This is a genomic window from Trinickia sp. LjRoot230 (assembly GCF_964253315.1).
In the GTDB taxonomy this organism is placed as follows: domain Bacteria; phylum Pseudomonadota; class Gammaproteobacteria; order Burkholderiales; family Burkholderiaceae; genus Trinickia.
In genome coordinates, this window is sequence record NZ_CAXUQX020000001.1 from 3,962,414 (window position 1) to 3,984,715 (window position 22,302).

The window sequence follows — 22,302 nt, forward strand, 5'->3', positions numbered from 1 at the left end:
CAGCCCCCTATCAGACCAGACCTGGCCAAACGGCATATTCGCGCGGCGCGTTCGGGGCCGCATACTTGCCTATTGAAGAGTGTCTGTAACGCGCTTCGCGCAGACACCGAAGAGACCATCATGGAAAACATTCTCGCCCGCGCCTCGATTGGCATCAGCGAACTAAAGATCAATCCGACTGCAACGATCGAAAAGGCCGAAGGTCCGGTCGCGATACTGAACCGCAACAAGCCCGTCGCTTATCTGATTCCGGCTCGCGCATGGGAGGCAATCTGCGAGCGGCTGGATGATCTGGAACTCGCCGAAATCATCAAAGCGCGCAGCGGCGAGCAAGCGGTGAGCGTAAAACTTGACGAGCTATGAATTGTGTTTCTTACCGTCGGCGCTGAAGGAATGGCACCGGCTCGATAAAACCACGCGCGAGCAGTTCAAGCGCAAGCTGGCTGCGCGGTTGGAAAACCCCCGCATCGAATCGGCCCGACTGCGAACCATGCCGGATTGCTACAAGATCAAACTCAACGCGGTTTGGCTATCGGCTCGTCTACCGCGTAGTCGACGAAACCATTTCTGTGGTTGTCATCGCCGTCGGAAAACGTGAGCACAATCTCGTTTATCACACAGCGCTTTTGCGAATTCACTAACGCAACCACGGCGGCAACAATGGCACCACACCCGCCTACCTCGAATCGCTCCACGTAACGTGTCGCTCGCGCTGTCTATACGTTTCGAACGCGCCATCGCGCACGATAATGGTCATATAGCGCATATTGTATCGATCGCCCTTCTGGTCAAAGCTAATTTCACCCGTCGCACCTTTATAGCCGGAAAGGTGGCCGAGCGCCGAGACAATATCGGCGGGCTTCGTCGACTTCGCATGCTGCATAGCGTTCGCCGCCACCAGGATCGCGTCGTATTCATAGACGGAGTACGGTCCGGGTGTCTTGCCGTACGCTCTTCTGTAGTCCTGAATAAATCGCCGCGCCGACGGCATGAATGCCGGCAATGGCTCACTCGTGACGATCATGCCCTCCACGGCCATTCCCCCGAGCTTCATCAGCATCGGGTCGTTCGTCGCTCCGCCGCCCATGAACGTGAATGCCAAGCCGAGCGAGCGCGCCTGCTTGACGAGTCGCGCCGCCTCGGGGAAGTAGCCCGTGTAGTAAAGCACATCGGGGCGCTGCAAGGCGACGCGGCGCAGCGTCGACTGATAGTCGTCCTGGCCCGGCGTGACCGCCTCCCGAAACACCACGCTCACGCCCTTCCCGTTCAGCGCGGCAACGGAACTTTCGGCCAGTGTTTTCGCGTAGGTCGTGCTGTCGTCGATCACAGCCGCGCGCTTCGCGCGAAGCGAATTGGCGATGAAATCGGCTACGAACAAGCTTTCGTGATCGTCACGCCCAATCGTGCGAAACACTTCCGGATAACCCATGTCGGTCAGACGCGGGTTCGTCGAGGCATCGAGCACAAAGGGAATGCCGGCGCGATGAAGCACGGTCAGCTCGGGCAACGCCGCACCCGAACAGTAGCCGCCTGCCACTACGCTCACGCCAGCACGCACGAGCTTGAGCGCGACAATTGCGCCGGTATTGGCATCGCAGGCATCGTCTTCGACCACGAGTTCAAGCGGTGCGCCCATCACGCCGCCGCGGCGGTTCACTTCGCTCACGGCAAGTTTCGCGCCGTTGAGAATATCGAGGCCCGCTTCGGCATACGGGCCCGATAGTGGAATCGGCACGCCGATCCTGACAGGCGCGTGCGCCACCGGCGCGCTCGATGCGATATCCGGCGCGCTCCCCGCCGCAATGACGCTCGCGGCCGCGCAAATACACATTGCACGCCGCCACGCGCTGTCTTTCAGAACAATCATTATTCACTCCTCGACGGCGCTGACATTGTGCGTCGTCGAGTATTTATCGGCCGAGTCGCCTGACAGCTTGATGGGCAAAAACCCATACATCGTCAGCGGGTCACTGATCGTCGTCCTGGGTCCAGTCGATATCGCCGCACAGCACGCATAACCGCTCGCCGATACGCACCGTGAGCGAAAGCGTCACACAAAGCCGCGCCTCGTTGATCGACAGATAAGGCTTGGTCGCATGAACACGATCGGGCGCTTCAATGGCCGCGCGGAAATAGGGCCGCCGCATCCAATTTGCGCCTTGGGCATCCGCCACCGGCATGAAGCGCGCCTCGTTGCCGGGTCGATCTGCGCGCAACACGACATTGCGGCCCATCTGCCGCCCTTGTGCATCGAGCAAAAAGCAGCGTGCCGCCTGATCGAGCGATAGAAAGTTCCAGCACACCTCTTCGAGCGTTTCGCCGTCAGCCAGCCGCTCGCCGGCCCGCGCAAACGCACGCATATAGGGCGCAAGCCGAGCCGCGAGGCGACGCTCGCGCACTTCGCTTTGCGTCCGGTGGTGCTCCGCCAATTCGCCAATGCGGGCGGCCGCGTAGACGCTGTCGGCCAGCCCCCCGCTGGGCCTGCCGAAGTGAAAGCCCTGTACGAAATCGGCGTCGCACGCAAACGCAAGCTGCGCTTCATGCTCGGTCTCGATGCCCTGGATCAGCACGAGCTTGCCCGCCTCGTGCAGCAGCGAAACAAAGCTCGGCAGGATGGTGGCGGCCTGCGTCCGGTGGGCCGCGTGCGAAAGCATCATGCGGTCGATCTTCACGATGTCGGGATCGAGTTGCCAGATTCGCTCGAGATTCGAATCACCGGCGCCAAAGCCGTCGAGCGCGATCAGAAAACCTTGCTCGCGGAAATGACGTGCCTCGTCGGCCAGGCGGTCGAAGTCGCACATGCGCACTTCCTGCATCTCGAGCACGATGCGTCTTTGCGGCAAGCCGAGCCGCGCCAGGCCCGCGGCAAATGCCGCCGCGTGATACGAATCGGTCAACGCCCCGGCGTGCACGTTCAGAAACAGCCACTCGCGCTCGGCGCCAAGCATCTTGAAGTTCTCCAGATGCAGCGTCATCGCAAGCCGATCGACGTGATGCAACTCGCCTTGCCGCGATGCCTCGCCGAAAACATCGAGCGGCGGAACGGCGCAGTCGAACGCATCGTGAGCCCGCAGCAAGCCCTCGTAACCGACGGCGCGCATATGCGAAAGACTGAAAATGGGCTGGAATACGCTCGTCAATGTCAGGTCTTTATGCCGCAACGCATAACGTTGCCGGCCCGAGACCATATCGAATTCGAGCCCCGCCGGGGGCGCCGCTGCCACGTCTTGCAACGCGCTCATCATGGCAACCTCCGGCGGATGTTTCGACTAACAACAAAAGCAAACGGGTTCATGGGACAACGGCTCCTCGGAATCATTTTTTTGATCGTGCCGCCGCCCTTTAAGCAAGCTCCGTGCTCGATGCCGCGCACGCGCCCCCGGGCTGATCTTGCGCTGCTGGAGCGTGCCACTCCGCTTTTCGCCGTTGGCCCAGGCGCACCGTTTTAGTGCACTTTCGCCATAATCATGCAGACCCCGCGCGTCTTTACAGCACCGGACCGGGCACCGCTTCGCGTCGCAACAATGCGTAGAGAATAATGGCGCCGAAGGTGGCCGTGCCGATACCGCCGAGCGCGAAGCCGCCAAACTTGAGAGAGAAATCGCCGGCGCCCAGCACGAGGGTGACCGCCGCCACAATCAAGTTTCGGTTATCGGTGAAATCGACGCGGTTGGCCACCCAGATGCGCGCGCCCGTCACGGCAATCAGGCCGAATACGACGATCGACACGCCGCCGAGCACCGGGCCGGGAATCGTTTCGATCAGCGCACCGAACTTCGGCGAAAAGCCCAGCACTATCGCAATCACGGCCGCCATGACGAAAACGATCGTCGAATAGATCTTGGTGACCGCCATCACCCCGATGTTTTCGGCGTAGGTCGTGACGCCCGTGCCGCCGGCGAAGCCCGATACGACGGTTGCGATGCCATCGCCGATAAAAGCGCGGCCGATGAAGCGGTCGAGGTTACGCCCCGTCATCGCACTCACCGCTTTGATATGGCCCAGGTTTTCCGCGACGAGGATGACCGCCACGGGCGCGATCAGCAACACGGCATGGGCATCGAAAACGGCCGAGCGAAAGTGCGGCATGCCGAACCAAGCGGCATTGGCGACGATCGAGAAGTCAATCGGCTTGCCAAACCCGAGGCCGTTCGTCAATACGGCGTAGATCGCATAGGCGACGAGCAAGCCGACCAGAATCAACAGCCGCTGCACCACGCCGCGCGCAAAGACGGCGATGACGCCGACGCTGAGCACCGTCAGCAGCGCCATCCCCGAATCGAAATTCGATGCGCTGACGCCTTTGACCGCGATCGGCGCGAGGTTCAGCCCGATCACCGCGACAATCGAGCCGGTCACGACCGGCGGCATCAGCGTTTCGATCCATCGGGTGCCGATGGCGGCGACGACGAGGCCGATCAACACATAGAGGACGCCGCAACCGATGATGCCGCCCAACGCCACGCCAATATTCGGGTTCGGGCCGTGGCCGCTGTAGGCCGTCACGGCGATGACGAGCCCAATGAACGAAAAGCTCGAGCCGAGGTAGCTGGGCACCCGGCCGCCCACGAGCACAAAGAAGATCAGCGTGCCGATGCCCGACATCAGAATGCACAGGTTCGGGTCGAAGCCCATCAGCAACGGCGCGAGTACCGTCGAGCCAAACATGGCGACGACGTGCTGCACGCCCATGGCGAACGTCTGCGGCCATGCAAGCCGTTCGTCCGGGCCCACCACGCTGCCCTCGACAGCGCGGGGCGCCAAGCGCCAGCGCGGGAAATAGGAATCGGCCATGCTCGTTGCGCTCCTTTTTATCGGGTGAGGCGCACCGCTTGACGCCTGGCGCCCGGTTGTTGAAATCACGCGCGAGTGTACGGAGCGCCGTCCGCGCTGACAAGCTTCCTCTAACGTCAGTGCATGAAACCCGGTTACCGGCGCTATCTAAACCCAGACATCGTTCGGTTGCGTCCGCTCGCTTGGCTTCCCATCGCCCGTATTGCGCACGCCTTTGGGCTCGATCAGCATCAGACTCGCTTCGTTTTCGGCGAACGGCTTGTGTTCCACGCCGCGTGGCACGACGTAGCATTCGCCCGCACGCAGCACGACGGCTTCGTCGCGCAGATCGATGCGCACCTCGCCATCAAGGACAAAGAATGCCTCATCGGTATCCGCGTGGCTATGCCAGACAAAATCCCCCTGGATCTTGACGAGCTTGAACTGGTAGTCGTTCATCTGTGCGACGACGCGCGGCTTCCATTGATCGCCGATCAGTGTCAGCTTCTCGCGCAAATTCACGACGTCGTGCCCACGCGTGCGGGCGGCGGCTGCTGCTGCGTTGCTGTCATGCTGCTGGGACATGATGTGCTCCGGTTGTCTTGTCGATGCGGGTCGGAATGAACGGCGACGACAACCGATCATAGCCGGCATGGATCGACCATAACAGTCACAGTCAACAACGTTTTCAACCATAACAATTTCTTGTCGAACGGCAGGACATGCGTCGATAATCACCGTGATCTCCTGACGCGCCCATCGCTCTATGCCCGTGAACGCACCGCCGCAACACCGCTACGAAGCACTCGCAGATTTCATCACCGGTCTCATCGACAACGGCACCCTCGTGCCTGGCACGCGCGTGCCTTCGCTGCGTGAGATCAGCGTGCAGCACCGCATCAGCTTGTCGAGTGCGTTGCAGGCGTATCGGCTGCTCGAGGATCGCGGCGTGCTCGTCGCGAAACCGCAGTCGGGCTTTTACGTCAGCCACACGCACGCAAGCTCGCTGGCGCTGCCGGCCATTTCGCGTCCCCCGACGAAGGCGACGACCGTGTCGCTCGGCGGCATGATGGCGACGTTGCTCGAGCATGCGGCCAATCCGGCGCTCGTTCCGCTCGGCTGCGCGGTGCCCGACACCGCGTTGCTGCAAGCGGGCCGCTTGGACCGTATGCTTGCGCGTGCCGCACGCACGAAAGGCCAGCAATACAACGTCTATTCCGAGCCGTGCGGCGAGCCGGCCTTGCGGCGCGAGATTGCAAAGCGGGCTTCGCGCTTCAAGCATGCACTGTCGCCCGATGACATCGCAATCACCTGCGGATGCACCGAAGCACTGACGCTCGCGTTGTCGTCGCTGACCGAGCGCGGCGACGCGGTGGCGATCGAATCGCCAACTTATTTCGGACTCCTACATACCCTCGAAGTCCTTGGCCTCAAGGCCTTCGAGCTGCCGACCCACCCGTTGACGGGTGTCGATCCGAGCACGATCGAGCGGCTGCTCGAGCGCGAATCAGTCGCAGCCTGCGTGTTTTCGTCGAGCTTCAATAACCCGCTTGGGTCCACGATGCCCGATGAGCAGAAGCGCGCCGTTCTTGCGGTGCTCGCCCGACACGACGTGCCGCTCATCGAGGACGACGTTTACGGCGAAGTCTATTTCGGCGACGAGCGGCCGAAGCCCTTTATTGCCTTCGACGGCGGCGCCAATACGGTTTACTGCAGCTCGTTTTCGAAAAGCCTCGCACCGGGGTATCGAGTGGGATGGCTTGCAGCGGGCAGACATTTGCCGCGCATTCTCGAGCGCAAGCTCGCTTTCAGCCTGACCAACGCGGTGCTCGTACAGCAGGCGCTGGCGGAATTTCTCGCGTCGGGCAGTTACGACACGCACCTGCGCCGCATTCGTCGAATCTTTCGCGACAACTTGATGCGCATGACGCGAGCCGTTGAGGAGAGCTTTCCGCGCGGCACGAAAATCAGCCGCCCCGAAGGCGGCTTCGCGCTGTGGGTTCAGTTGCCCGAGCGGCTCGAAGCGCGGGCGCTTTTCGATGCGGCGCTTAGAAACGGCATCTGCTTTGCGCCCGGCGAAGTGTTTTCAGCGAGCGGGCGGTTTCGCGACTGCTTGCGACTTTCCGCGGCTCATAGCTGGAATGCGTGGATCGAAGACGGTGTGCGCAAGCTCGGCGCGCTGGCGGGGAAGGAGTTACTGCGTTGATTAGCAGTACGAAGCATTTATCGCTACCGATACGGGTATAGGCGCCGCCAACGACAATCATCAAACGCTCGCGTGCCGCGCCCATTCACACCGCATCGATCACGTTTAACGTTCCGGCGCCACATCGATCTTTTGAAGCACTCTCACCTGCGGCGGCTCGGCTACCCAATCTCCGATTTGGCTGCGAAATGCCTGGAAATGCGCGCTCGCGATATGCGTATCGAAAGCGGCCCTGTCGACGTAAATCTCATACAGATGCAGTGCCGAGGCACGGCCCTCCTTTTCCTCGCGAAAAAGGTCATAACGCAGGTTGCCGGGCTCCTTGCGCGTCACCTCGACCATATGACGCAGTGCTTTCTCGACGTCGGCAAAATGTTCGAGCTTCGGTGTAATCGTGGCGATGATATAGGCACTCATTCCAACTCCTCGTTGTTGATCGGTACCGGGCGGCCCACCGATTCTGCCATCAACCGAAGCCGGACGCTCGCGCAGTGCACCAATGAACGCACCCCAGGTCAGCGCAGAGGAACCGCCGCTCGTGCAGCGCTGATACCATCGCGGTACTTGACGGCGGCACCGCGCGCCGTTTTCTCGTGGAGGTATGACATATGTTCGAAGTCCGAACCGTTTCGGTATCGATCGCGCGCGAGTGGCGCGAGGTCTACGAGGCCATCTGGCGTCCCGAAGTGTTTCCTCGATGGGCATCGGGCCTGGCGCATTCCGCGCTCGTGCCACACGATGGCTACTGGGAGGCACAAGGCCCGGATGGCACGGTGAAAATTCGCTTCACCGATCACAACGCATTCGGCGTCATGGATCACCACGTCGAAGTCGGAAACGGAAATGGAAATGGACTAGAAATCTACGTCCCGATGCGGGTCATTCAAAATGACGCGGGTGCCGAGGTTACGCTCACGCTCTTTCGGCAGCCCGACATGTCCGATGAAAAATTCAAAGCGGATACCGCTTGGGTGCGACGCGACCTCGATGCATTGAAGAAACTGGTTTTGCACGGCTCGGGCAAATAAGATGTGCGCTTATTCGCCCGAGCCGATTAGGAGTCCTTATAGTCAGGAATCCGAACTATCGCAGAAGACGGCAATCAATCATGAACCGCTCGGTGCGGTCGCCGGCTTTGCGACGCGATGATGCTTCGTATGCGCACGCGCATCGGTCTTGCTCGATGCCTGCGTGCTCGTGCTGCCGTCGGCATTTGCCATGCCCTTGTCGCTATCGCTGGAGTTGGAGCCGGCGTTCGCGTTCGAACTCAGGCCGTTTGCGCCGCCAGCGCTGATACCCGTGCCTGCGCCGGCAGAGGTTCCAGCGGTTGCAGCGCCGTTCGTGCCGGTGCTGGTGCTGGTCCCGGCATTCAAGCCAGCGGCACCGCTCGTACCCCCACTCGTGCCGCCGTTGCCACTGCCTGCCGTCGTGCTCATCGTGCTCGTCCCACCGAGGCTGCTGCCGGCGCCCGTATCGCTACCTGCAGCGAAAACCATCGACGACGCAAGCACCGTCACACCCGTTGCTGCCAAAAGAGTCCAACGCTTCGCCTTCATGTGAATACTCCTAAATCAAGTTGCGGTGAGAGGATTCTATGAAGGCACTGCCGGCCGACACGTTACCGGTTGTGTCGGGACGCAACAGCATGAACGAAAGATGATTGAGCTGCTATATAAAACCACGCCCGACGCGTCGCGCGCCGTTGCATGCCGTCACACTATTGACGATCTTCTATCATTTGCCGGTGCTTTGTCTTTCTTGATGCACGGCTCCTAACCACTTCCCACGCCCTTGAACCATGCGCATCTTCCTTTGTCGCGTCGTTATCGCATTGGCCTGCGCCGTAGCCGTCTCGATGTCGTTGGCGCAAGAGAAGGTCACCTTTGCGTCGCTCGATCGAAGCGCATCGGGCCCGCCCGTGATGCTCGATGGATACCTCTATGTTCCGCAACATGACGCGCCGGGCGCGCGCTATCCGGCCGTTGTTCTCATGCACGGATGCAGCGGATTGCTGACGCGTTCGGGAAAGGTCATGTCGCGCGAAGCGGACTGGGCGCAGCGGCTGACGAGCCAGGGTTATGTCGTGCTTGCCGCGGACAGCTTCACCACTCGCGGTCAAGCCAGCGAATGCGCGCGCGGCGGCCCGGTGCGCCCGCAAGTCGAACGCGCGCTCGACGCTTACGGCGCGTTGCGGTTCCTGCAACGCCGCGCCGACGTCGAACCCGATCGGGTGGCGTTAATCGGATGGTCGCACGGCGGCGGCACGGTACTGTTCGCAATCGCTTCATCGAGCCCCGCCCGCAGCGAGGCCAGTGCGCTTCCCGACTTCCGCGCGGCCGTCGCTTTCTATCCGGGCTGGTGCAACAGCACGGCTCAGCACAGCGCGCAGTGGACCACGAGCGTGCCGCTGCTCATTCTCACTGGCGAGCGCGACGTATGGACGCCAGCCGCGCCATGCGATGCGTTCGTGCAGACGGTACGCGAGCGCAACGCGCCGGTCGAATTGCACGTCTACGCGGACGCGTATCATGATTTCGATTTCCCGCATTTGCCGGTCCGTTCGCGCCCGGAGTTTGCGAATCCTCGCACGGGCACCGTGCCGATCACAGGCACGAACCAAGCGGCGCGCAACGACGCGATCGAACGTGTGACCCGGTATTTGGCGGGCTACTTGAAAGGCCCCTCTTCTCTGATGACGCGATGAAAACAACCGTTCCGCTTGTGATGATCCATGGCCTGATGGGCTCCCAGCATTTTTACGCGCCCGCGGCGCACATCGACATCGCGCGCGTTCATACCCCCGATCTGATCGGCTATGGTCAGTTGGCGCACAAAACGCACCCGCCGCACGAACGCATTACGCTGGCCAGCCAAGCCGCATCGATCATTCAGTATTTGCGCGAGCATGTCGCCGAGCCTTGCGTGCTGCTCGGTCATAGCGTGGGCGGCGCCGTGGCGATGCTCGTCGCCGCAGCAGCGCCGGAGCGCGTGCGCGCGCTCATCAGCGTCGAGGGCAACTTCACGCTGGACGATGCGTTCTGGTGTAAGCACATCGCCTCGCTAAGCGAGGACGCGTGGCGCGAGACGCACGCGCGGATGATTGCGGACCCGGCTGCATGGCTCGCGCAAAGCGCCATCGCAGTCAGCGACGAGCGGCTCCGATGGGCCGAAGCCACGCTTCACCATCAATCGGCGCAGACGATCCGTGCGATGGCGCAGGCTGTCGTCGCCGAGACCGGGGACGCGCGTTATCTGAAAGCGGTGCGTGCCGTGGTCGATACAGGGATAGCGATTGGGCTCATCGCCGGCGAACGCTCGGCGTCGGGATGGAATGTGCCGCAGTGGGTGAGGCGGGCAACGCGTTACGATACCGTTCAAAAGGGCGCCGGCCACATGATGATGCTCGAAGCGCCCGATATCTTTTGCCGGCTCGTCAGCGACGCGATCGCGCAGCTTCCCGTTAGGAGTCCGAATGATCGGACAGCCGAATCAGCGCGCGATATCGATGGCGCTTAACGTGCCGAAATCAAGACATGGATGACATCGAGCTGACGACGCGGCTTTGCGTGCGCATGCTCGAATCCGTTCGCACGGGCTTCGAGCCCAAGCAGGCGAGGCACCGGATACTGGCCTCGCTGGAAATCAGCGACGGTTGAAATTGCCGTTGCGCGGACGAGCCGGTGCGCTGCCGCGTTCGTCTTTATGACGGAAGTTGATACGGCCCTTGGTCAGGTCATAGACCGACAATTCCAGCGTCACGCGATCGCCCGCGAGAATACGGATGTGGTTCTTGCGCATACGGCCCGACGCATAAGCGCCGACGACTGCGCCGTTTTCGAGCGTGACACGATAGCGGCTATCGGGCAGGACTTCATCCACGACGCCATCCAATTCGAGCAATTCTTCCTTTGCCAAATCGTTCTCCAAAACACTGCGATAGGCGGCACCCGCCGCGAGGGTAGAGCTACACGACTTGCTCCGAGCGAGCTTGAGCGGTCGAGCTGTCTCAATGCGCAGGACCGACGGGGAGGCGGGGCCTCATGGACACACGTCATGTCTGCACGTCGGAAAGACGTGAAAGCTGTGCGGGGCGTGAAACGTGCGCGACTGGCACGAATGCGGGTGCGATGTACAACGACACAACACTGCACATACAACATCAATAATAACCGGCAACGCTGACATTCAGTGTTGCCGGGTAACGCTTGGTGCCTTACAGCGGCGTGATGTTCGACGCCTGCAGGCCCTTCGGACCGCGCTTGGTTTCGAAGCTTACCTTCTGGTTTTCGGCGAGCGTCTTGAAGCCTTCACCACGAATTTCCGAGAAGTGGGCGAACAGGTCCTCGCCGCCGGCGTCCGGCGTGATGAAACCAAAACCCTTGCTATCGTTGAACCACTTGACAGTACCAGTTTGCATGAGATCCCTTGAGGACAAGTAAAGACGGCCCCCAACCGGGAGCACAGACGAAGAATCTAGGAGAAAGAGAACAACGAATACCGCAGATTGCGGTTAATGATGAGCAATCGAGCTTCCAGACGACTTCGCCGCCCACAGTACGTTGTGCGGGGCGGCATGTCAAGGGATTTTGCGAGTGAGAGGGATTGCCGGTCCCCGACTCGCTAAATGGAAGCCGATAGTCAATTGCCCACCCAATCGGTTATCGCTACATATCGCCTGCAGTTTATGCATCGCCCGCAGCCGCAACGGTAGTTAGGTGTCCTGACGATCCAGCCAAAACGAATAACGGCGGCGGCGCGCTGATCAATCGCTCGTTGTTCTCATCGCACGCGCCGCGCAGGCCTCACCTCCTTTTTCTATCTTCCACATCGCCGAGGCATTCGTCTTGCTACGTGACGGCCACAATCGCCGGCATCGCCATTGGCGGCCAGAGGCTCGCCATTCAAAAACCAACAAGAGACATGGAGGCATCCGTGAATGCAACGTTTCGTGCGCGCGTCATTTGCTTGCTGACGATGCTTACTGGCTTGCTTGCGAGTTGCTCAGGCGGCGACAGTGGTAGCGGTAACGCTGCCACTGGCAGTTCCGATGTGCTCGCCTTTCAAATGAACGCCGGCGGCCAGCTCAACGCGTTTTATCGGCAAGGTAATGTCTCGGCGCATCTGTTGATGCGCTCGTCGAACAAGCCGCGGCTGCTCGTGATCTTCCCCGCAGGCAACAGCGGCACCGGCTTGTGGTTCGACGATACCGCGCAGGCCGTGAACTGGACCCTCGATGCACCGCTCTCGCCGGCGGTGGGCCAGGACGCGATAGGCCGCAACCTCTACGGCGTTTCTGGGCAGGTCTCCGTCGACGCCGCGCAGTTGACGATTCATCAAGCGCTGTTGAGCTCCGTGCGCTTTTTGCGCGACTACAACGGCGGCAACTCGGTGCCGCCGGAGATTCAACCGCTGAGCGCCGTGTTCGGCAATACCATCAACTGGCAGCACGTGCGCGTGGACGGCGCGCCGGGCTATGCGCTGACACTCACGATGACGGACGGCGGCACCGTCACCGCAGGGCCTAACGGCACATTCACGCTTCATGCAGCGCCCGGAGCGAGCGCCTTGCATATGCGCATTCGGGCGGTCAGCGGCGAGCCCCCGATGACGCCGATCACGCACGCGAATCTGTTCAACACGTCGGTGAATCCCGATACGCAAAGCCAGAATATCGTCGAGTTTCTCAGCTATCAGGACAAACTGCTCGCCGGTTCATGGCAGTACGACACCTATTTCGGACGCGACACGCTCATCTCCGTACGGATGTTGATGCCGGTATTGCAGCCAACAGCGATCGAGGCCGGCCTGAGCTCCGTTCTGGCGCGATTGTCGGCAGACGGCAAGGTCGCGCACGAGGAGGGCATTGGCGAATTCGCGCTGATCGATAACCGCAGGAACGGCCGCCCCAATGATCCTACGCCGAGCTACGACTACAAGATGATCGACGGGGACTACCTGCTCTCGCCGATCATGGCGGCATGGCTGATCGACGATTCACGCGGCGCGGCGCGCGCGGCCGCCTACCTCGCGCAGACCGACGGCAGCGGGCAAACCAACGGCAGCCGCTTCGTGACCAACCTGCTGCGGGTGGCCAATACCGCGCGCCCGTTCTCTGCCCAAAGCATCGCGTCGAATTTGATCCATCTGCGCGCCGGCGAAATCGTCGGCAACTGGCGCGACAGCACGAACGGGCTCGCCGGCGGCGTCTACCCATACGACGTCAATGCGGTACAGGTGCCCGCGGCGTTACGCGCGACGAGCCGCTTCCTTGCGAGCGGGCTACTCGATCCGTATCTGAGCGGCGATCAACGCAGCGCGCTTTCCGATACCGCGCAACAGGCATCAGTGTGGGAAGCGGCCGCGCCGGCGCTGTTCGCGGTGAACGTCACGCCGGCGCAAGCGGCCACGCAAGTGTCCGCCTATGCCGCGCAAGCGGGCGTACCGGCCGGCACGCCGCCCACGGCACCGCTGTCTTTCTATGCCGTCTCGCTCGACGAATCCGGCACGCCGATTCCCGTCATGAATTCCGACGGCGGCTTTGCATTGTTGTTCGGCACGCCATCGACTGATGTTCTCGAGCGAGTCGTCACGTCAGCCGTGCAGCCTTTCCCAACCGGCCTCATTACCGACGCAGGCATGTTGATCGCGAACCCCGCTTACGCCAGCACGTCGTTATGGCCGAACTTCACCAACGCCGCGTATCACGGCACCGTCGTCTGGTCGTGGCAACAGGCGATGTGGATAGCAGGGCTCGATAGGCAATTGGCCCGGCAGGACCTGCCCGCCAACGTGAGGACGTTGCTCAGCAACGCTCGTCTGCAAGTGTGGCAAGTCATTGCCAATGCGGCGGACATGCGCGCTTCGGAAATGTGGACGTGGTCTTATGTGAACGGCCACTATCAGAGCGAGGCATTTGGCACGCATAGCGCCGACGCAACGGAAGCCAACGCGGCGCAATTGTGGAGCACCACGTACCTCGCGATACAAGACCCGCACTTGAGCACCGGCAGGTTCTGGTGGCAAGCGCTCAGCGGCACACATTAAGCGTGGCTGCATCGCTTGTTTCGTTAGACGTCGCGGATGCTTCCGCCGTTGGCTTGCGTGGCGCTACCTCTGCCGGGCAGGCGACGGCGCGCTCACATTTTGCTTGGTTGGCGATACAGCGCGCCAGCCTCGCGCCGTGCTAGATTAGCGCTCGCTATCGACGACGGGAGCGAGAAGTGTGGCGCCATTCAAATGGATTCTTTGATCACGGCCGCAGCGCGTGCGCTTGCGGCGGGTGACCCCCTTGGCGCGCTGAACCGCGTCGCCTTGCGCGACGACGCGCCCGCGCTCGCGCTGCGAGGCATTGCCATGGCTCAGCTCGGGGACTTCACGCATGCCAAAGCGCTGGTCAAGCGGGCCGCGCGCGCCTTTGGTCCCAAGGAGGCCGTCGCACGCGCGCGGTGCGTGGTGGCCGAGGCCGAGATCGCGCTGGTCTCGCGCGACCTCGGCTGGCCGGAGAAGACGCTCGAGGCAGCCCGTGCGACGCTCGAAACGCACGGCGATAGCGTCAATGCCGCCCATGCGCGGTATCTCCAGATTCGGCGTCTGCTTTTGGTCGGACATCTGAACGAAGCCGAACGCATGCTTGCCGAGCTTGACCCCGCACGGCTTCCGCCCGCGTCGCAGGCAGCGCACGCGTTGCTCGCCACGGGAATCGCGATACGCCATGTTCGCGCCCGAGCCGCGCGCGCTTCGCTGGCTCGCGCCGAACGCGCCGCATTTCACGCCGGTATTCCGGCCTTGACGGCCGAAATAGAAAGCGCCGCTCACGTCCTCGACGCACCCGCTGCGCGCCTGATCACGCATGGCGAAGAGCGACCGCTCGTGCTCGACGAGGTTGAAGTGCTGCTCGCGTCGAAGGCGCTGATCGTGGATGCTTGCCGTCACGTCGTGCGCTATGCTGACACGATCATCTCGCTGGCGAAGCGCCCGGTGCTGTTCACGCTGGCGCGTGCGCTTGGCGAGGCGTGGCCTGCGGACGTATCGAGAGCCGAGCTCGTCGCTGCCGCTTTTCGCGCGAAGACCGCCGACGAATCTCATCGTGCACGGTTGCGCGTCGAACTCGGACGGCTTCGCCACGCGCTGCGAATGCTGGCCGACGTGCGCGCCACGCAGGCAGGGTTTGCGCTCGTGCCGCATCATGCGCAAGCCGTGGCGGTGCTGGCGCGTCCTCTTGAAGAGAAGTATGCGGCTGTGCTGGCTTTTCTTTCCGACGGCGAAGCGTGGTCCAGTTCGGCGCTCTCGCTGGCATTGGGCGCGAGTCAGCGCACTGCCCAGCGCGCGCTCGATTCGCTTGCGGCGGCCGGCAAGATTCAGTCGTTCGGCCGAGGGCGGGCGCGCCGCTGGACGACTTCGCCCGCCCCCGGATTCACGACGGCATTGTTACTCCCAGCACCGCTACCAAGCGATTAGGATGCAAGCGCCAAACGGTCTCAAAAACGAACCGGTAAACAGGATGAAACGATGAAACGATCAGCAGCCGAAATCATCCGCGAATATGGTCCCTTTCCAGGCGTCGATGAGGTGCACGGTGTCACTTACGACGGCCAGCGAGTCTGGCTTGCCGCAGGGGACAAGCTCAATGCATTGGACCCGGCCAGCGGCCAGACGCTGCAGTCGATCGATGTGCCGGCGCACGCCGGAACGGCATTCGATGGGCAATACCTCTTTCAGATCGCGGAAGACCGCATTCAGAAGATCGATCCGGCAACGGGTCGGGTACTGGCCACGATCCCAGCCCCGGGCGGCGGAGCGGACTCCGGTCTGGCATGGGCCGAAGGCACGCTTTGGGTCGGGCAATATCGCGAGAAGAAGATCCATCAGATCGACCCTGAAACGGGTGCGATTTTGCGCACGATCCAATCGAATCGCTTCGTGACCGGCGTCACCTGGGTCGACGGCGCGCTGTGGCACGGCACATGGGAAGGCGATGAAAGCGGGCTGATGCGGATCGATCCTGAAACCGGCGACGTGCTCGAGCGACTCGAGATGCCGGCAGGGACGATTGTGTCAGGGCTCGAGTCGGACGGCGGCGATCAATTCTTTTGCGGCGGCGGCAACAGCGGCAAGGTGCGAGCTGTTCGCCGACCGAAAGCCGATGCCGCCGCCGGTGAACGCCGTCGGCCGGCGGATGTTTCGTCGGATACATAGGCGCCCTGGTATTTAGTTGCGCGCACAACTAGATACGGCGGTGAAAAAATGAAAATGACATTACGCATTCGCAGCATTAATTAGACAAATAACGCTGTCGTGGTGGCAGCGTAGTTTATTCGAACAGCGCTTGCTGCCGCCTACGCGGATGTGCATCACTCACGCGCTTGCGAGCGACAACAATGAAGGCGCGGTGAAATCCTGCCGTTGCACCGCAGTGCTTCGGGAGAACGTCGTGACCCGCCTCAATACACCGCATCGCGGCGAGCGCTCGCCACGCGATGTTACGGACGCTTTATCGTTCGTTCGCATTAGAACTGCCGCGCTGCACATAGCGATCGACGTCCTCGTCGTCGGCTATGCATTGATCGGTTTCGTATACGGCCTCTATTGCGTAACGCAGCTCGGTATGGTGGTGCCGTTGATCGGCATGCTTTTGTTGATGCATACGACCACCTATAGTGCTTTGCTGACGCACGAACTCATGCATCAGACGTTCTTCCGTCATGCACGGCTCAACGATTGGCTCGGACGCCTGATGATGTTGATCAGCGCTGGATGCTATTTCCCTTATGAAGGGTTGAAGCAGCAGCACTTCAAACATCACCGGGTCAAAGTCGGCTACGATGGATTTTCGATTACCCGCTGGGTGATTTCGCTGCCTTTGCCATTGCAGAAGCTGCTCGTCACGATGGAATACCTGTACATTCCGGTGCTCAGCGTAATCAGTCGTATTCGCTCCTTGTCCATTCCATTTATATCGCCGAACCTCGGGCACCTGCGCGCAAGAATCTTATTGATTTTCCTCGCACGCACCGGATGCTATATCGTTCTCTGGCGCGTCGCGCCGATGAGCATTGCGTGGGTTTTTCTGGCGTGGCTTGGCATGTTGAACCTGTTGCGTGTTTACGACTGCTTTCACCATACGTTCGATGTTTTGCCGCCTGGCACGCCGCCACCAAAACTCGATCGCCACTATGAACAATCGAATACGTATTCGTCGCTGATCAGCCGAAAGCATGCCTGGCTCAATTGGTTCTTTCTCAATTATGGGTATCACAATGCGCACCATGTCCGTCCGGCTGCGCATTGGCTAGAGCTGCCGCGAATCCATGAAACGCTGGGGCTGGCCGCCAATACACAATGCATTTTGCTGCGCGAACTGCTCGTTGGATACCACCGCAATCGCGTTCGGCGCATCTATCAGGACATCGGGCGTCCGTCGCTGGTACAGGGACGCCTTGTCATGGATGAATACCGTGGCGTCATTATGAATATTTCGTTCATCACCTATGATTTTTGAAGAGTCGACGCGGCGCTGCAAGCCATGTCGCTTCGAGCCGGAAGCTCGTATAGTGGAAGCAGAGCAAAACGGGGAGACTCGAGATGGCGAAACTGACCGAACACCTACCGGGCGGCCACGGGCAAGCGCCGGAATCACTGCAGACGCTGGCGGAATATCTTGAACTGTCCCTCGACCGCGCGATGAGCGTGGTGATGATGCGTCACACGGCCGCTATTTGCACTGTCTATATTGGCGACCCGGCGGGCCTTCCCGACGAGTTGAAGAAATCCGGAACGATTGCGACATCGCTCGCCGACGACATGCTCGAGCTAACGCATTCCGGCCTCAACCAAATGCAAATCGGCACCCAGGTCTATCGCTTCGTTCGCACGTTCACGCAAGTGGGGGATACTGCAGCGGTTGTTTTTTCTACGATCTGAGCGGTGGCGGGTTGCGACAGGCAATTCATAGATCGCTTTCGTTGAGCCGCCTACAAAATCAATTTGTGAATCCGACCGCGATTCGGATGCGATGACAGCCTTTCGTCCGTGAAGCGCGTGATGCTTTTGGTGTATGTCAGTGTTCGAGCATCCAAGTCTTTTCTGCGGAGGTGATCATGGCTGTTACTGGACCAGGCGCCGTAGGCCCGTCTAGCGGTGCGCATCCGTATCAAGCCCGCGTCGACACAGATAAGACGCCCGATCGCACTGCCACCAATCCGTCCGGCCAAACCGTCCTGGCAGTTTTAAGCGAGCTTAGACGCCGCCGGGGCGTTGCCGAAAGCGGGATTGATTTTTCCAACGCCGGTAGGACGAGAATCGGTTGGCCCGAGATGCCACAAATGAGTCCGCAGGCGTATCAGGTCTTCAGCGCGCCGCAGATCGCCGACCAGGTCCGGCAATTGCCACCGGGCGGCCCGAATTCTGGCATGCACCTTTTCGCCATACGTCACGCACCGGGCACGTCGGAAGAGCAGCAACAGCGCGCCGAGATGTATCGGGTTCGCTTTGAGCGCTTTGACGCACCCTTTTTCCGTAAAGAGAACAGAAATGAACTTCACGCCTTAGCGAGCGCTATTCGTGATGATGCCTTGGCCGACTGCGCAGCTGGTCGGATTAGCAGCGACGCTCACACTCGCATAATAAATATGCTGGCGATCGTATCGCTTAGACTCCACGACTAAATCTACGCAACTTTCTCATCGCTTCTCTCTCTTTAGCGAATGGACTCGCCACGAACCCCATTGATTGCCCTCGATTTCGTTTGCGTAAAAGCTACTTGCAATCGACACTATCTCGAAAATAGAAACGTTTTCTTCGGCACAAATTCCCGACTTATCCATAATGAATTGCGAGATAGTCTTAAAATTAGCGCGTCGTTGTAATTGCTCCATTTTTTAACTTATGATGCCGCTCTTTTAATTCGCCGACGCGATTGAAAGAGGGGTAATCGATATGGGGAGGCTCGCTCATACGCTCGCAATCGCCGCGGGCATCGAGCAGGTAAACAGAGCGCTGATACTGGAGTCTCCTTTGGGAGCGCAGGTGCTCTTACCGCAGCGAGTTGTCGGCGAGTCTCGTATCGGGCGGGACTTCGAATTGACGGTCGATGTGGTGTCGCGTGAGCGCGCCATCGAATTGAAGAAACTGATGGCGAAGCCCGTCACGTTATGGGTCCGCCAACGCCACGACGCTTTTGTTCCCTATCACGGCTTCGTTTTTGCAACGCGACGGCTCGGCTCCGAGGGTGGCTTCACCTACTACCAGCTTTCATTCTCGTCATGGATGCGATTTCTGCGGCATCGCAAGGACGCACGAATCTTTCAGGACCTCACCACCGCCAATATCCTGACCCAGGTATTCGATGGTCATTCGCTGGCGAGAGGCCACTATCGGTTCGATCTCACCGACCGTGGTGCCAAGCATTCCTACTGCACGCAATACGAAACCGACCACAATTTCGTCCATCGATTGATGGAATCCGAAGGTTGGTTCACCTACGTCGAGCAGGCCGGTGACGGCAAATCACATACGGTCGTCATCACCGACGACATCTATCGATGCAAGCCGCTCGACACGCGAAGCGTCACGTTTTATCGCGGCGATAGAAGCGATGAGGTCGATGCGCTAGTGGAGTGGGGCAGCGAGCGCTCCATAGAAAGCGTCGGATACTCGACGCGCACACCCGACTATAAGCGCCCGCCCCAGCCGAAGGAGCGAGCAGGTGCATCGAAGGCCAACCGCGGCGATATACCCGATGAACTGCGAACTTACGAGTACACGGGGCCTTACAGCTTCCCTCCGGCGCAGGAGCGCCAAGACCGTGGCGAGCATGCCGTGCGCTTGCGTATTGAAGAACTCGACGCTCGAAGCAAGCGATTCTTTGGCGTGGGCAGCGTGCTTTGCATGGACGCCGGCCGATGGTTCCGCCTGCAAAACCATCCTGAGCACGAAACGGATAACGACGAAGACCGGGAATTCGCGACCATCGCTGTGCGATGGCATCTCCAGAACAATCTGCCGCTCGGTAACACCCGCCCGTTTGCCCACAGCTTGCAAAAGCAAATGGCGCGCGTGCGGGCCGAGTACAAAGACCAGCACACGGTGTTCACATCGAGGGACCCAAGCGGCAGCGAAAGCTTCTACCTAGTGGAAATCGAAGCGCAACGGCGACGCGTTCCCTATCGCAGCCCGTTCGAACACAAGAAGCCGATTATGCACATGCAGACGGCGACGGTCGTCGGACCTGCGGACGAAGAGATATATACGGACGTGTTGAACCGCGTGAAGGTTCAGATGCATTGGGACCGACTCGGCACTAATGATCAATCGTCATCGTGCTGGATGCGAGTGGTTTCGCCGAATGCGGGTGGCGGCTTTGGTGGCGTATTCGTGCCGCGGGTGGGCCATGAGGTCGCCATCGACTACGTCGATGGGGATTGCGATAGACCCATCGTCACAGGCGCCCTCTTCAATGGGGGCAATACGCCGCATTGGCATACGAACGGCCTGCTGTCCGGGTTCAAGTCGAAAGAGTATGGCGGTTCGGGTTTTAGCCAGCTCATGTTTGATGACTCGACTTGCCAGAATCGCGCCCAGCTTTATAGCTCGACGGCCAACTCCTACCTGCACATCGGCTATCTGATCGATCACAGCGGCAGCACGCGCGGGAATTACCTCGGCACGGGCTTCGACTTGAAGACCGACGCATGGGGCACGTTGCGGGCAGCACGTGGGCTTTATGTTTCGACCTATGCGCGCGCCGGCACGTCGGATCAGCCGCTGGATGTCAAAGAGGCGGTTCGGCATCTGATCGATTCGGGCGACGTCATTCAGCGACGCTCGCTGGCCGCGGCAGATGGCACCGCGCAGGGGCTCGACGAGGCCCAACGCGCGATCAACGATTTTGCGTTGTCCGCGCAAAGCGAAGTGCACGGCAGCGTGAACGGCGGCCGCACCGCCGGCGGCGGCAATGGGCGTGCCAACGCGTTTGCGCAGCCGATCATGCTGCTCGCAAGCCCGGCTGGCATCGGTTTGTCGACGCAGCACTCGCTGCATGCGGCGGCCTCCGAACATGTCAATCTCGTCAGTGGTTCGAGCACCTATCTCTCGGCCGCGAAGTCATGGATTGCGAGCGTGGGCGAGAAGCTCAGCTTTTTTGTACAGAACGGCGGCATCAATTTGTTCGCAGGCAGAGGCAAAGTCGAATTGCAGGCGCAGTCGAACAACATCGAAATAACGGCTGACAAGACCGTCAAGATTGTCTCCACGGCTGACGCTGTTGACGTGGCGGCGCAAAAGGAAATCACGCTCAAGGCGGGCGGCGCGATTATCCGGCTCGCCGGTGGAAATATCTACGTGCACGCGCCCGGGAGGGTCGAGGTCAAGGGTGCACAGTTCGTGGTCGATGAGGCGGCGAGTGAGCATGCTTCGGCGCAACTTGCAGCAGCCAAATCGTGTGCCCAGCAACTGGGGGCCGCTGCACAGTCTGGCACGCCACTCGTATAGGCCACGCATGATTCACTACGTTATCGTCGAGCCCCTCAATGGCAAGCTCGAGCTTTCCAATGTGCCGCCGGTCTATGAGGTCGGTGAGCTCGTTCCCGAAGCGCGGCCCGAATTGGCAGGGGCGGTGCCGGTGCTCTATTGCGCCGAGCATCCCGGCGAGCAATTGCCGGCATTGCGCGGGCAGGCCGAGCAACGCCATGCGTCAGGTGCGCCGCCGGTCATCTGCGCCATTCTCGAATGTGACAAAGCAGGCCATCGGCTGCAGCGGCATCTTGCTGAGCGCCTGGTATTGCCGAAGCCAACGGAAGGGACTGCAATCTTCCGCTTCTACGACCCACGCGTGTTTGCGCATCTGCAATGGATACTGAAACCCGAACAACTGGGTGCGCTGATGGGGCCTGCAGCTCGGTGGACTTATCTCGACGGCGGCGGCGAATGGGTAACCGTCAAGGGGGCCGAAACCCAGAACGAAGGCTTGGCGGTCAGTCAGAACCAATACGGCCAAATCACGCGTATCGAATTGGTCGAGCGCGTGTTGTCGATACTGCGTGTGCGCTCGTTCGCGCTGAAAGCGGACACGCCTCGATGGGTCGAGGCGCATCTAGCAAGAGGGGAAGCCTATGGTCTCGAAGGGAATGACTTGGTCGGGTTTGCCGTCCATGGGGTAAAAACATCGCCCTACTTCGACCGTCATCCACGCGTTCAGGCTGTGCTCACGATGCGAGGGAAAACGTCGTACATGGCTGCGGTCCAGAATTGGGATGTACACGAGTGGACGGCGATAGCGCGAGAAAGCGCCCAATACCAGTAGCATGCCACCCGGCGCACAAGGACAT

General features: G+C 60.6%; 22 protein-coding genes and 1 pseudogene. 16 read left to right on the forward strand and 7 right to left on the reverse strand.

The window, feature by feature from the left end:
* Positions 1 to 120: 120 nt before the first annotated feature.
* Together ACSQ20_RS18060 and ACSQ20_RS18065 are read left to right on the forward strand one after the other, a co-directional pair.
* Complete coding sequence (locus ACSQ20_RS18060) at positions 121 to 363, forward strand: type II toxin-antitoxin system Phd/YefM family antitoxin (protein ID WP_436022345.1); 243 nt, start codon at positions 121 to 123, stop codon at positions 361 to 363.
* Positions 350 to 641: pseudogene (locus ACSQ20_RS18065) on the forward strand (type II toxin-antitoxin system RelE family toxin). Before ACSQ20_RS18060 ends, ACSQ20_RS18065 begins: the two are co-directional and overlap by 14 nt.
* A gap of 35 nt (positions 642 to 676) precedes the next feature.
* Here the strand turns inward: ACSQ20_RS18065 and ACSQ20_RS18070 are convergent.
* From ACSQ20_RS18070 to ACSQ20_RS18085, 4 genes are all read right to left on the reverse strand, one after another.
* Positions 677 to 1,867, reverse strand: coding sequence for a branched-chain amino acid ABC transporter substrate-binding protein (locus tag ACSQ20_RS18070; protein WP_436022347.1), 1,191 nt, complete (start codon positions 1,865 to 1,867; stop codon positions 677 to 679).
* A gap of 100 nt (positions 1,868 to 1,967) precedes the next feature.
* The gene (locus ACSQ20_RS18075; RefSeq protein WP_436022349.1) at positions 1,968 to 3,245 is read right to left on the reverse strand and encodes a sensor domain-containing phosphodiesterase; all 1,278 of its coding nucleotides are present in this window, start codon (positions 3,243 to 3,245) and stop codon (positions 1,968 to 1,970) included.
* Between the two features lie 241 nt (positions 3,246 to 3,486).
* Positions 3,487 to 4,794: a solute carrier family 23 protein gene (locus ACSQ20_RS18080; protein ID WP_436022351.1), complete on the reverse strand. Its 1,308-nt coding sequence runs from the start codon at positions 4,792 to 4,794 to the stop codon at positions 3,487 to 3,489.
* 147 nt (positions 4,795 to 4,941) lie between these two features.
* On the reverse strand, positions 4,942 to 5,358 hold the full coding sequence (locus ACSQ20_RS18085) for a cupin domain-containing protein (protein WP_436022353.1): 417 nt from the start codon (positions 5,356 to 5,358) through the stop codon (positions 4,942 to 4,944).
* A 181-nt stretch (positions 5,359 to 5,539) separates the two neighbouring features.
* Here ACSQ20_RS18085 and ACSQ20_RS18090 point away from each other — a divergent pair, with 181 nt between their 5' ends.
* Positions 5,540 to 6,979 carry a PLP-dependent aminotransferase family protein gene (locus ACSQ20_RS18090; protein WP_436022355.1) on the forward strand — a complete coding sequence of 480 codons (1,440 nt, stop codon included), beginning with the start codon at positions 5,540 to 5,542 and terminating at the stop codon, positions 6,977 to 6,979.
* A gap of 105 nt (positions 6,980 to 7,084) precedes the next feature.
* Here ACSQ20_RS18090 and ACSQ20_RS18095 read toward each other — a convergent pair whose 3' ends face one another.
* Complete coding sequence (locus tag ACSQ20_RS18095) at positions 7,085 to 7,396, reverse strand: putative quinol monooxygenase (RefSeq protein ID WP_436022357.1); 312 nt, start codon at positions 7,394 to 7,396, stop codon at positions 7,085 to 7,087.
* 191 nt (positions 7,397 to 7,587) lie between these two features.
* On the opposite strand from ACSQ20_RS18095, the gene ACSQ20_RS18100 reads away from it, so the two are divergent.
* From ACSQ20_RS18100 to ACSQ20_RS18120, 5 genes are all read left to right on the forward strand, one after another.
* Positions 7,588 to 8,007 (forward strand): polyketide cyclase, encoded by a 420-nt coding sequence (locus ACSQ20_RS18100; protein ID WP_436022359.1) that lies wholly within the window; start codon positions 7,588 to 7,590, stop codon positions 8,005 to 8,007.
* Positions 8,008 to 8,155: 148 nt separating this feature from the next.
* On the forward strand, positions 8,156 to 8,539 hold the full coding sequence (locus ACSQ20_RS18105) for a hypothetical protein (RefSeq protein WP_436022361.1): 384 nt from the start codon (positions 8,156 to 8,158) through the stop codon (positions 8,537 to 8,539).
* 238 nt (positions 8,540 to 8,777) lie between these two features.
* Positions 8,778 to 9,683 (forward strand): dienelactone hydrolase family protein, encoded by a 906-nt coding sequence (locus ACSQ20_RS18110; RefSeq protein WP_436022363.1) that lies wholly within the window; start codon positions 8,778 to 8,780, stop codon positions 9,681 to 9,683.
* Positions 9,680 to 10,495 (forward strand): alpha/beta fold hydrolase, encoded by an 816-nt coding sequence (locus ACSQ20_RS18115; protein ID WP_436022365.1) that lies wholly within the window; start codon positions 9,680 to 9,682, stop codon positions 10,493 to 10,495. Before ACSQ20_RS18110 ends, ACSQ20_RS18115 begins: the two co-directional genes overlap by 4 nt.
* A 17-nt stretch (positions 10,496 to 10,512) precedes the next feature.
* Positions 10,513 to 10,635, forward strand: coding sequence for a hypothetical protein (locus ACSQ20_RS18120; RefSeq protein ID WP_436022367.1), 123 nt, complete (start codon positions 10,513 to 10,515; stop codon positions 10,633 to 10,635).
* Here ACSQ20_RS18120 and infA read toward each other — a convergent pair.
* Positions 10,622 to 10,894 (reverse strand): translation initiation factor IF-1, encoded by a 273-nt coding sequence (infA, locus tag ACSQ20_RS18125; protein ID WP_436022369.1) that lies wholly within the window; start codon positions 10,892 to 10,894, stop codon positions 10,622 to 10,624. The genes ACSQ20_RS18120 and infA overlap by 14 nt on opposite strands.
* A 298-nt stretch (positions 10,895 to 11,192) precedes the next feature.
* Positions 11,193 to 11,396: a cold-shock protein gene (locus tag ACSQ20_RS18130; RefSeq protein ID WP_436022371.1), complete on the reverse strand. Its 204-nt coding sequence runs from the start codon at positions 11,394 to 11,396 to the stop codon at positions 11,193 to 11,195.
* Between the two features lie 557 nt (positions 11,397 to 11,953).
* On the opposite strand from ACSQ20_RS18130, the gene ACSQ20_RS18135 reads away from it, so the two are divergent.
* The 8 genes from ACSQ20_RS18135 (at position 11,954) to ACSQ20_RS18170 (ending at position 22,277) form a co-directional block, all read left to right on the forward strand.
* A complete protein-coding gene (locus ACSQ20_RS18135) occupies positions 11,954 to 14,023 on the forward strand; it encodes a hypothetical protein (RefSeq protein WP_436023214.1) in 2,070 nt (689 codons plus the stop codon).
* A 192-nt stretch (positions 14,024 to 14,215) separates the two neighbouring features.
* Positions 14,216 to 15,436, forward strand: a complete 1,221-nt coding sequence (locus ACSQ20_RS18140) for a helix-turn-helix domain-containing protein (RefSeq protein WP_436022373.1) — start codon at positions 14,216 to 14,218, stop codon at positions 15,434 to 15,436.
* A 51-nt stretch (positions 15,437 to 15,487) separates the two neighbouring features.
* Positions 15,488 to 16,174, forward strand: coding sequence for a Vgb family protein (locus ACSQ20_RS18145; protein WP_436022375.1), 687 nt, complete (start codon positions 15,488 to 15,490; stop codon positions 16,172 to 16,174).
* A 409-nt stretch (positions 16,175 to 16,583) separates the two neighbouring features.
* Entirely contained in the window at positions 16,584 to 17,477 is an 894-nt protein-coding gene (locus ACSQ20_RS18150) for a fatty acid desaturase (RefSeq protein ID WP_436022377.1), read from the forward strand.
* An 83-nt stretch (positions 17,478 to 17,560) separates the two neighbouring features.
* Complete coding sequence (locus ACSQ20_RS18155) at positions 17,561 to 17,899, forward strand: hypothetical protein (RefSeq protein ID WP_436022379.1); 339 nt, start codon at positions 17,561 to 17,563, stop codon at positions 17,897 to 17,899.
* Positions 17,900 to 18,300: 401 nt separating this feature from the next.
* Complete coding sequence (locus ACSQ20_RS18160; protein WP_436022381.1) at positions 18,301 to 18,642, forward strand: hypothetical protein; 342 nt, start codon at positions 18,301 to 18,303, stop codon at positions 18,640 to 18,642.
* Positions 18,643 to 18,913: 271 nt separating this feature from the next.
* The gene (locus ACSQ20_RS18165; RefSeq protein WP_436022383.1) at positions 18,914 to 21,466 is read left to right on the forward strand and encodes a type VI secretion system Vgr family protein; all 2,553 of its coding nucleotides are present in this window, start codon (positions 18,914 to 18,916) and stop codon (positions 21,464 to 21,466) included.
* A gap of 7 nt (positions 21,467 to 21,473) precedes the next feature.
* Positions 21,474 to 22,277 (forward strand): DUF4123 domain-containing protein, encoded by an 804-nt coding sequence (locus tag ACSQ20_RS18170; RefSeq protein ID WP_436022385.1) that lies wholly within the window; start codon positions 21,474 to 21,476, stop codon positions 22,275 to 22,277.
* Positions 22,278 to 22,302 lie beyond the last annotated feature (25 nt).